Source organism: Chromobacterium vaccinii (genome assembly GCF_000971335.1).
Classification (GTDB): domain Bacteria; phylum Pseudomonadota; class Gammaproteobacteria; order Burkholderiales; family Chromobacteriaceae; genus Chromobacterium; species Chromobacterium vaccinii.
On record NZ_JZJL01000083.1, the window covers coordinates 1 to 10,292 of the forward strand.

11 protein-coding genes are annotated in these 10,292 nt (G+C 64.4%); 4 read left to right on the forward strand and 7 right to left on the reverse strand.

All coding sequences use genetic code 11. The features are described from left to right. The 5 genes from VL52_RS21990 to VL52_RS22010 form a co-directional block, all read right to left on the reverse strand. Positions 1-251, reverse strand: a 251-nt coding sequence (locus VL52_RS21990; protein ID WP_046159046.1) for an ATP-binding cassette domain-containing protein, incomplete at its 3' end; no start/stop codon positions are given. Positions 252-261: 10 nt separating this feature from the next. After that, the gene (locus tag VL52_RS21995) at positions 262-1,314 is read right to left on the reverse strand and encodes an ABC transporter permease (RefSeq protein WP_046159047.1); all 1,053 of its coding nucleotides are present in this window, start codon (positions 1,312-1,314) and stop codon (positions 262-264) included. A 12-nt stretch (positions 1,315-1,326) separates the two neighbouring features. Continuing rightward, complete coding sequence (locus tag VL52_RS22000) at positions 1,327-2,268, reverse strand: ABC transporter permease (protein WP_046159048.1); 942 nt, start codon at positions 2,266-2,268, stop codon at positions 1,327-1,329. 49 nt (positions 2,269-2,317) lie between these two features. Beyond that, positions 2,318-4,114: an ABC transporter substrate-binding protein gene (locus tag VL52_RS22005; protein WP_046159049.1), complete on the reverse strand. Its 1,797-nt coding sequence runs from the start codon at positions 4,112-4,114 to the stop codon at positions 2,318-2,320. 179 nt (positions 4,115-4,293) lie between these two features. Then, positions 4,294-5,130 carry an SDR family NAD(P)-dependent oxidoreductase gene (locus VL52_RS22010; protein WP_046159050.1) on the reverse strand — a complete coding sequence of 279 codons (837 nt, stop codon included), beginning with the start codon at positions 5,128-5,130 and terminating at the stop codon, positions 4,294-4,296. 152 nt (positions 5,131-5,282) lie between these two features. On the opposite strand from VL52_RS22010, the gene VL52_RS22015 reads away from it, so the two are divergent. The 4 genes from VL52_RS22015 to VL52_RS22030 all read left to right on the forward strand — a co-directional run bounded on the left by VL52_RS22015 (position 5,283) and on the right by VL52_RS22030 (position 8,908). After that, entirely contained in the window at positions 5,283-5,516 is a 234-nt protein-coding gene (locus tag VL52_RS22015; protein ID WP_021476069.1) for an exodeoxyribonuclease VII small subunit, read from the forward strand. Further along, positions 5,506-6,402: a polyprenyl synthetase family protein gene (locus VL52_RS22020; protein WP_046159051.1), complete on the forward strand. Its 897-nt coding sequence runs from the start codon at positions 5,506-5,508 to the stop codon at positions 6,400-6,402. The genes VL52_RS22015 and VL52_RS22020 overlap by 11 nt, the downstream gene beginning before the upstream one ends. Before the next feature lie 68 nt (positions 6,403-6,470). Then, positions 6,471-8,321, forward strand: a complete 1,851-nt coding sequence (dxs, locus tag VL52_RS22025) for a 1-deoxy-D-xylulose-5-phosphate synthase (protein WP_046159052.1) — start codon at positions 6,471-6,473, stop codon at positions 8,319-8,321. Next, complete coding sequence (locus tag VL52_RS22030; protein WP_046159053.1) at positions 8,321-8,908, forward strand: ion channel; 588 nt, start codon at positions 8,321-8,323, stop codon at positions 8,906-8,908. The genes dxs and VL52_RS22030 overlap by 1 nt, the downstream gene beginning before the upstream one ends. On the opposite strand, the gene VL52_RS22035 is transcribed toward VL52_RS22030, so the two are convergent. Together VL52_RS22035 and VL52_RS22040 are read right to left on the reverse strand one after the other, a co-directional pair. Beyond that, entirely contained in the window at positions 8,890-9,411 is a 522-nt protein-coding gene (locus VL52_RS22035; RefSeq protein WP_231177733.1) for a DUF2165 family protein, read from the reverse strand. The two genes, VL52_RS22030 and VL52_RS22035, sit on opposite strands and share 19 nt — an antisense overlap. Positions 9,412-9,521: 110 nt before the next feature. Then, positions 9,522-10,292: M20/M25/M40 family metallo-hydrolase (locus tag VL52_RS22040; RefSeq protein ID WP_046159054.1), on the reverse strand; the 771-nt coding region annotated here is incomplete at its 5' end.

Sequence of the window (10,292 nt, forward strand, 5' to 3'; positions counted from 1 at the left end):
GTCAGCAGGTCGCGCCCGTCGAAGCGCAGCTCCGACGCCGGATCGATCTCGCTCGATTGCGGCGGCAGCAGCTGCATGATGGCCATCGACGTCACCGATTTGCCGGAACCCGATTCCCCCACCAGCGCCACCGTGCGGTGCGCCGGAATGTCGAAGCTCACGCCCTTCAGCGCCTCGAAGCGGCCGCCGTCCTCCTGGCGGAAACTCACCCGCAGGTTGCGGACCGACAGCAAAGTCTTGTTGTTGCTCATGGTGTGATCCTCACTTTACCTTCGGGTCCAGCGCGTCGCGCAGGGAATCGGTCAGCATGCTGAAGGCGGTCACCAGCAGCGACATGAACACCACCACCATCGCCAGCTGCCACCAGTAGCCCTGCATCAGTTCTTCCGGCACCTCGGACAGCATCGAGCCCCAGCTCACCTGGCGCGCATCGACGCCGAAGCCGAGAAAGGACAGGATCACCTCGTACTTGATCAGGCCCACCATCAGCAAGGAAAACTGCACCAGCAGCAAATGGGAGACATTGGGCAGGATGTGGACGAACATCCGCCGCGCGCTGCTGGCACCGATGGCGTCCGCCGCCTGCACGAACTCGCGCGAGCGCAACTTGATGAACTCGGCTCGCACCAGACGGAAAGTGCCCGGCCAGCTGGTCAGCGACAGCACCAGGATCACCGTGCCCAGGCCGCGGCCGGCCACCGCGGCGAAAGCCAGCAGCAACAGCATGTCAGGCATCGCGGTGAACACGTTGTAGAACCACATCAGGAAATCGTCGATCTTGCGGCCGAGGAAACCGGCGCAAGCGCCCAGCGACGCGCCGATCACCACCGACAGCAAGGCGCCGAAAAAGCCGACGAACAGCGAAGTGGATGTGCCCTTGACCACCTTGTCCAGGATGTCGCGGCCGCGGATATCCGCGCCGAACGTCAGCGACTCCGCCTTCTTCACCTCAGGCACCACGTACTTGTCGCGGTTTTTCATCGCCGACTGGGTTTCCGCCCAGATCGGGTCTTCCTCAGGGCGCAGGCCCGTGCCCGTGACCGTCTCGGCTTTTTTCGCGCCCGATGCCTGGGCAGCGTTGTGCGCCTGTTGATACAGGAAGGTGGGCGGCGCATAGGACACCGCCACTTCTGCGTTCCAGCCCCGGCCGATCAGGCCAACCCAGCTGCACAAGGCCAGCAGCATGAAGCCGCTCACAATCCACAAGCACGCGAAACCGATGCGGTCGCGCTTCAAGCGTTGCCAGCCCAACGCCCACAGGCTGCGGGACGGGGCGGCCGGCGCGGCGCCGGCGGTATTCTGCAATGTCGTCATCGTCTCTTCCCCTTACTTCAGCTGGACGCGCGGATCGATCCACTTGTACAGGACATCCGCCAGCAGGTTGAACACCATGGCCGCGGCGGCGATGGTGATGGTGATCGCCTTGATCACCGGGAAGTCGCTCTTGTCGACGGCGTTCAGCAGCTCATTGCCCATGCCGGGAATGCCGAAGAAGCGCTCCAGCAGCATCGAGCCCAGCATCAGGAAAGGCAAGGACATGGTGATGTTGGTGACGACTGGGATCAGCGCGTTGCGCAGCACGTGCTTGAACAGCACCCGCGACTCGGGCAAGCCCTTGGCGCGCGCGGTGCGCACGTAGTCGTGGTTCAACTCCTCCACCACGAAGCTGCGGTAGAAGCGCACGCTGGGCGCCAATGCCACCAGGATGCCCAGTATCAGCGGCAGCGGCAGGTAGACCAGCAGATTGGTGGCCAGGCTGTTGTCGTCCCAACCCATCACCGGGAACCAATCCATCGCGAAGGCAAGCTGGTATTGGCCGACGATGATGTAGACCAGCGAACTCACCGACATCGCCACCGTGCAGATCATGGTGACCAGGCGGTCGGTCAGCGTGCCGCGGAAATAGGCGACGGCGACGGCGATGGGCAGCGCGGTCAGCAGCTCCAGCACCAGCAGGCTGCCCGCCAGCGTCAGCGACGGGCCGACGCGGTTGGCCAGCGTGCCGGAAACCGACTGCTGCGTGGCCCAGGAATTGCCGAAGTCGTAAGTGAACACCTGCTTGACGAACAACAGGAACTGCTCCGGCAGGCTCTTGTCCAGGCCCAGCTGCACGCGGATATTGGCCAGCATCTCCGGCGTCAGGCGCTTGCCTTCCAGAATGAAGGTGGGGTCGCCGCCCACCCAGTTGAACAGCACGAACACCAGCAGCATGACGCCCAGCATGGTGGGGATCATCTGCCAGAGCCGGCGAATGATGAATGCGAACATGTTTTTCCTTGCTCCGTCCGGCCATCCGGCGGAGTCGAACGAGATGGACTCAGCGCCGGTTGACGTCGACGTAGCGCCAGAAGCCGCCGACCGTGTAAATCGGGTGGGGCTTGTAGCCGAGCACGTAACCTTGCGACAACGAATTGGTGAAGCGGGTAACCCCCAAGACATAAGGCTGGTATGCCGCCACCACCCGGTTCATCTGCTCGAACTTGGCTTCGCGTTCCGGTCCGTTGGGCAGCAAGCGCGAGGCTTCGAAAAGCTGGTCAAACTTGGGCCGGCTGAAGGCGGACAGATTGCTGCCGCTGGCGATGCTGTCGGTCCATAGCTCCACCATGGTATCGTCGCCGTCCGGCATCGAGGCCGACCCGCCCAGACTCCACATCTGCAGCTTGTGGCCATAAGCGCTCTTCAGGTTCTCGTTCCACTTGGCCACCTTGAAATTCACCCGGATCTTGAGACTGTCGAATGTCTTCTGCCAGATCTGGTTGAACTGCTTGTCCAAAGCCGAGGCCTGGGTCGCCTGGGTGATCTGCAGCGGCTTGCCATTAGGCAGCGTGCGGTAGCCGTCCGGCCCTATCTTGTAGCCGAACTGGTCAAGCAGAGCGTTGCCCAGCGCCGGGTCGTACTTGACTTCGCCCCGGAAGCCCGGGCTGGACCCTGCCATCCCGGTCGACACAGCGCCCTGCATCGGCACCGCCTGATTGCCGTAGAGCAGAGGAACCACTTCCTGCTTCAGCGGATAAGCCAGCGCGATCGCGCGGCGCAGCGCGATCTTGTCCTTGCCGTATCCGCCGACGACCGGGTCCAGCATGTTGAAATAGGCGTAGGTCACGTCCAGATTCAGCACATGGGACAGCTTGATGCCCCGCTTCGCCAGCACTGGGTTCAACGTGGTCTGAAAAGGATCGTTGTCCATCACGTGCAACGCCGTCTTCATCGCGGCCTTGGGCACCGCGACCACATCCAGCTGCTTGTTCAGGAAAGACAGCCAGCGCGGCTGATCCTCCTCGATCACGCGGACCTCCACCCGGCCGACCACGGGCAGGGTCTTACCGGCCATTTCCCTGGCGATCTCCTGATCACGCGGGTCGCCGCCCGGCTCGCCATCGAACACCATCTTGCGATAACCCGGATTCGCCAACAGCACGATCTTGCTGCCCTGCTTCCATTCGCTCAGCATGAAGGGACCTGTGCCGACCGGGTGGGACATCGTGTCCTTGCTGTAGGCCTCGATAGCCTCGCGCGCCACCGCGCCGAATTGCTTGGCCGCCAGCGTGTACAGGAAGATGAAGTTGGTCTTGGTCAGCGTCAGCCGCAAGGTGTAGCGATCCAACACCTGGATGCCGGGAATCGGCGACGCGTAATCGAACTTGCCGGTCTTGCTCGCCCGCTTGCCGGCTTCCGCCAGGCCCAGCACCCAGTCGGTCATCATATTGGAGACCGGCGAATTGACGACGGGATCCGCGAAGCGTTTGAAGGAATAAGCGTAGTCCTCGGCGGTCAGCTCCCGCTTCTTGCCCTTGAACACCGGGTCATCGGCGAAATAGATGCCGGGCTGGATTCGTATCGTGTACACGCGGCCGTCGGCCGAAACCTCCGGCATCGCCGCCGCGGTGTTGGGCTTCATTTTCAACGGCCGGGCCAGATAATCGTATTTCAGCAGCGGCTCGAAAATGTTTTCGATCACGCCGATCGAATACACATCATTGACCTTGCCGGGGTCGAAGCCGGTTTCCGGCACCGGAAACGATATCCTGAGCACTTTGTTGGGGTCGGCTGCATGAGCGGACAGCGCGAGCGAGCCGCCCAGCATCAGCATGGGCAGCCATTTCAGGTGCGTCATCTTGAATTGTTCTCCTTCGTAGCGCGGGGCCTTCCCGGCCCGCTTTATTCTTTGCGCCCGCCATCGCCAACTGCCGCAGCCATGACAAGCGCGAATGAATGTAAAGCCAATTCGCTACGCGGATCAACAAAAAAATATCAAGATGGCATCAGGAAAATTCAATTAAGGACTTGGATGCCTCATGTCGCGCCGCGGCAAGCGCCGTCGTACCAGCGCTGGGGCAGGAAACGCCGCAGGAACCAGAACAGTTTGGTGGGAAAGGTCACCCGGTAGCGGGCGCGTGGCCGGCGGCTGGTCGCGGCGCGCCACACGGCCTCGGCCACCGCGCTGGCCGGCAGCGTGAACGGCGCGGCGTGGCCTTCCTTTTTCAGCCTTTCCAGCTGCTGCTGATAATTGTCGCGATGCACGCTGCCGTCGATGTCGACATTCTTCAAAAAACGCGCCAGCGCGTTGGGGCGGAAGCGGCTTTCGATCGGCCCCGGCTCTACCAGCGAGACATGGATGTCCGTGCCGTGCAGTTCATGGCGCAAAGTGTCGCACAGACCCTCCATCGCGAATTTGCTGGCGTTGTAGGCGCCGCGCCAGCGCATCGCGGCGAAGCCGAGAATAGAGCTGTTGTAGACGATGCGGCCATGGCCCTGCGCGCGCATCACCGCCATCGCCGCGTTGGTCAGTTCCCACGGGCCGAACAGATTGGTCTCGAACTGCTCGCGCATCGCCTGCCGTGAAATGTCTTCCACCGCGCCGGGCTGGCCAAAGCCCGCGTTGTTGAACAAGGCGTCGAGCGTGCCGCCGGTACGCGCCAGTACCTCGTCCAGCGCCGTGCGGATCGAACCCGCGTCGTCCACGTCCAGCCGCAGGCTTTCGAAGCCTTCCGCGCGCAGACGCTCCACATCTTCCTGTTTGCGGCAGCTGGCAAACACTCGCCAGCCTTTCTCGCGAAACCACTTGGCTGTGTGATAGCCGATGCCGCTGGAGCAGCCGGTGATCAGGATGGTGCGGGCGGATTCGGACATGTCAGGCCTCGGGAAAGAAAGGGAGCCGCCACCCTACACCATTCGCCGCCGCGCCGAAACCGCCCCATCTGACGCACATCGGGCTGGAGCACTGTCGTTTTTCATCGGAATTGGACTAGAATGTCGGCCTGACACGCACGAGGAACTCCGCCATGGCAAAAGCCGCAAAAGCGCCGGCCAGCTTCGAAACCGCGCTGGGCCAGCTGGAGGACATCATCCAGGCGATGGACAGCGGCGACATGCCGCTGGAAACAGCCCTTGCTTCCTACAAGCAAGGCACCGAATTGATCAAGTTCTGCCAGGGCAAGCTCGCCGACGCGGAACAGCAGCTGAAAATCCTGGAAAACAACGAACTGAAGGCGCTGGATCTGCCCAATGGCCAATGAAACCTTCATCGGCTGGATGACCTCCATCCAGCAATACATGGAGCAGGCGCTGGAAAAGCTGCTGCCGGCCGCCAGTTGCGCGCCGCAACGCCTGCATGAGGCGATGCGCTACGCGACGCTGGAAGGCGGCAAGCGCGTGCGCCCGCTACTGGTGTTCGCCGCCGGCGAACTGGTCGGCGCGGAGCGCGACAATCTGGCCCGCGTCGGCGCGGCGCTGGAAATGGTCCACGCCTATTCGCTGGTGCATGACGACATGCCCTGCATGGACAACGACGTGCTGCGCCGCGGCAAGCCCACCTGTCACATCGCCTATGACGACGCCACCGCGCTGCTGGTCGGCGACGCGCTGCAAACCCGCGCCTTCGAGCTGATCTCCCAGCCCATGCCCGGCATCGCCCCGGCCAGCCAGCTGGAAATGGTCCGCACGCTGGCCCACGCCGCCGGCCATGCCGGCATGGCCGGCGGCCAGGCGATAGACCTGGCCAGCGTCGGCCTGCCGCTGACGCTGCCTGAACTGGAATTCATGCACATGCTGAAAACCGGCGCGCTGATCCGCGCTTCGGTGCTGGCGGGATCGATGGCGGGCCGCGAGCTGTCCGGCGCGGAGAAAGAAGCGCTGGACGCCTTCGCCAAGCGCATCGGCCTGGCCTTCCAGGTGGTGGACGACATTCTGGACTGCGAGGCGGACACCGCCACGTTGGGCAAGACCGCCGGCAAGGACGCCGCCAACGACAAACCCACCTATGTCAGCCTGCTGGGCCTCGCCGAGGCCAAGCGGATGGCGAGGGATTTGCACGACCAGGCTTTCGCCGCGCTGCAGGGTTTCGGCCCGCAGGCTGATCGCCTGAAACAACTGGCCGACTACATCGTCGCCCGCTCGTTTTGAACCGCTCGTGGAGAAACCATCAGGACGGACCACCGCCCGGCGAGCCACCTCACTGCAGAATCACAACAATGTATCCGCTGCTTGAAAACATAAACAGCCCCGCCGACCTGCGGCAGCTGCCCCGGACCCAGCTGCCGCAGCTGGCGGGCGAACTGCGCGAATTCCTGGTGGAGTCGGTCAGCAAGACCGGCGGCCACTTCGCGTCCAACCTGGGCAGCATCGAGCTGACCATCGCCCTGCACTATGTGTTCGACACCCCGAACGACCGCCTGGTGTGGGACGTCGGCCACCAGACCTATCCACACAAGATACTGACCGGCCGCCGCGAGCGCATGCATACCATGCGCCAGCATGACGGCCTGGCCGGCTTCCCCAAGCGCGAGGAATCCGAGTACGACACCTTCGGCGTCGGCCACTCGTCCACCTCCATCGGCGCGGCGCTGGGCATGGCGGTGGCGGCCAAAACCTTGGGCATCGAGCGCAAGAGCGTGGCCATCATCGGCGACGGCGCGATGACCGCCGGCCAGGCCTTCGAGGCGCTGAACAACGCCGGCGCGATGGACACCGACCTGCTGGTGGTCCTGAACGACAACGACATGTCGATCTCGCCCAACGTCGGCGCGCTGAACAACTACCTGGCCAAGCTGATGTCCGGCCGCTTCTACGCCGCGATGCGCGAAGGCTCCAGCAAGGTGCTGGGCATCGCCCCGCCGCTGAAGGAGATCGCCAGCAAGGTGGAGGAGCACGTCAAGGGCTTCTTCACGCCGGGCACGCTGTTCGAGGAGTTCGGCTTCAACTACATCGGCCCGATCGACGGCCACGATGTGGATGTGCTGGTGGACACGCTGAAGAACATCCGCAGCCTCAAGGGCCCGCAGTTCCTGCACATCGTCACCAAGAAGGGCCAGGGCTACAAGCTGGCCGAGAACGACCCGGTCAAATACCACGGCGTCACCAAGTTCGATCCGGCCAACGGCCTCGCCGGCGGCAAGAGCGGCGGCGGCAAGCCGCAATACACCCAGGTGTTCGGCGACTGGCTGTGCGACATGGCCAAGCTGGACAAACGCCTGGTCGGCATCACGCCGGCGATGCGCGAAGGCTCCGGCATGGTGCGTTTCGAGAAGGAACACCCGGACCGCTACTACGATGTGGCGATCGCCGAACAGCATGCGGTCACCTTCGCCGGCGGCATGGCCTGCGACGGCCTGAAGCCGGTGGTGGCGATCTACTCCACCTTCCTGCAACGCGGCTATGACCAGCTGATCCACGACGTGGCGCTGCAGAACCTGCCGGTGATGTTCGCGCTGGACCGCGCCGGCCTGGTCGGCGCCGACGGCCCGACCCACGCCGGCGCCTTCGATCTCAGCTACCTGCGCTGCATCCCCAATATGACGGTGATGGCGCCGTCCGACGAAAACGAATGCCGCCAACTGCTGTACACCGCCTTCCAGCTCGACACCCCAACCGCCGTCCGCTACCCGCGCGGCACCGGCCCCGGCGCGGAGATCCAGCAGCAGATGGAGGCGCTGCCGATCGGCAAGGGCGTTGTCCGCCGCCAAGGCGAGAAGATCGCCATCCTGGCCTTCGGCAGCATGGTGCATCCCGCCCTCGCCGCCGCGGAGCAGCTGGACGCCACCGTCGCCGACATGCGTTTCGTCAAGCCGCTGGACGCCGAACTGATCCGCGAACTGGCGCAAACCCACGAGCTGATCGTCACCGTCGAGGAAAACGTGGTGATGGGCGGCGCCGGCTCGGCCTGCGTCGAAACGCTGCAGGCGATGCGCCTGGCGGCGCCCGTGCTGCAGCTGGGCCTGCCGGACGATTACGTCGAGCACGGCGATCCGGCGCTGCTGCTGTCGCTGTGCCTCCTGGACGCCGCCGGCATCGAGAAGAGCATCCGCGAGCGCCTGGCCGGCTGATGGCCTCGCTGCCGCTGCCCAGCCTGGAGACCCGGCTGCAACTGCACGCGGAAACAGCGCTGTCGCTGGTTTGCGCCGCGCTGTTCACATTGTTGTGGCGCGGCGCGGATCTGCATGCCCTGCTGCCGCGCCAGGGCGAGCAATGGCTGGCGTGGGCGGTGTTTTTCTGGCCGCTGTGGCGCACCGGCCGCCACATCCTGCGGCGGCCGCGCCAACGCCAGCTGGGCGACCTGATCGGCCTCTACATCGGCCTGGTGCTGCAGTTCGCCGTGGTGTACTACCTGTTCGCGCTGCTCTTGAGCGGCGGCAGCGCCTTCCACGGCATGACGCCGCTGTACGACCGCCAGGGCGGCCCGCTGCCCGGTTTCTACGGCAAGGCCGCCCTGCTGTTTCTGGACTGCTTCCACCTGTCCATCGCCACCGCGGCCACCGTGGGCTATGGCGACATGTACCCCACCTACTGGCCGGTGCGCTTGCTGGCCGACCTGCAGATCATCTTCACCAGCGCGCTGGTGATCATAGGCTTCGGCCGTCACTTCTCCGGCCAGGGGCCGCGGAGCGCCGGCGATCAAGCCTCTTCGCGCTGACGGATGTAAACCAGGCTGAGCAGAATGAAGCCGACGAAGGCGTAGGCCTTCATCTGGCCATTCCACTTGCTGGCCCACATCGCGAAATACTCGCCGCCCACCACCGCGAAGCCGAAATACCAGACCAGCACGGCGACCAGCGCGCCCAGCGTGAACAGGCTTTTGCCCCAAGCCAGGCCGTCGCGGCCCGCCGCCGCGCGCAGCATGCCGATACCGCCCGCCGCGCATAGCAGTCCGCAGATCATTTCGCCGGCGATGATGGCGAAGTAGGCCAGCTGCTGCCCGAACGGATCGCGCACCGCCCGGCCCTCCAGCGCCGCGCCATTGAACCACGGTTCCAGCGCGTCCATCGCCAGCACGCGGCGGACGAACTGCCAGTTGGAGTCGTAATCGATGATGTTTCCGCTCGCTACCAGCAGGCCGAACGCGCCGATCGACAAGGCCAGCGCGGCCTTGCACAGGTACTGGATGCGCAGATGGATGCTCAATTGTTCTTTTTTCACGGATTCCTCCAGCATTTTGACAAACCCGCAGCATGCCATGATTGGCCGGCGGCCGATATAAAAAACGGCCTGGCAAAGCCAGACCGCTTTTTCATTGCGAGAAAAGCCGATCAACGCGCAGGAATCGCCTTCAGCACCGCCTGCAGCAGCTGCCAGGCCTTGCCCACCGACTCCACTTCCACGCGCTCGCCCGGAGCGTGCGCGCCGCGGATGTTCGGGCCGAAGGACACCATGTCCAGATTCGGGTACTTGGAGCCCAGGATGCCGCACTCCAGGCCGGCGTGGATCACCTGCACTTCGGCCTCGCCGCCGAATTCCTTGCGGTAGACGTCCTTGAACAGCGCTAACAGCTTGGAGCCCGGATTCGGCGCCCAGCCCGGATAGCCGCCCTCCATCTCCACCTTGAACGCGGCAAGCCCAAACAGGCTTTCCACTTCGCGCGCCAGCATCCAGGTGCCGGAGTCCAGCAGGGAGCGCACCATCAGGTTGGCGAACACTTTGCCGTCGACCACGTGCACCACGCCCAGGTTGTTCGAGGTTTCCACCACGCCCTCGACGCGCTGGCTCATGCGTTTGACGCCGTGCGGCGCGGCATGCAGCGCAGACAGGATGGCGTTCTGGTCGGCGCGGGCCAGCACGCCGGCGGCGGAAGCCGCCTCGGACAACACCGCCACGCCTTCGTCGACGCCAGCCAGCTCGAAGCGCATCAGCGCCTGGAACGCGTCCAGCTTGGCCGCCACCTTGGCGGCGTCGGCGGCCGGATAGGCGACGACGGCGAAAGCCTCGCGCGACAGCGCGTTGCGGGCGGTGCCGCCCTGCAAGGAGACCAGGCGCAACTGCGTTTCAGTCTCCAGCTCGCGGACCAGGCGGATCAGGATCTT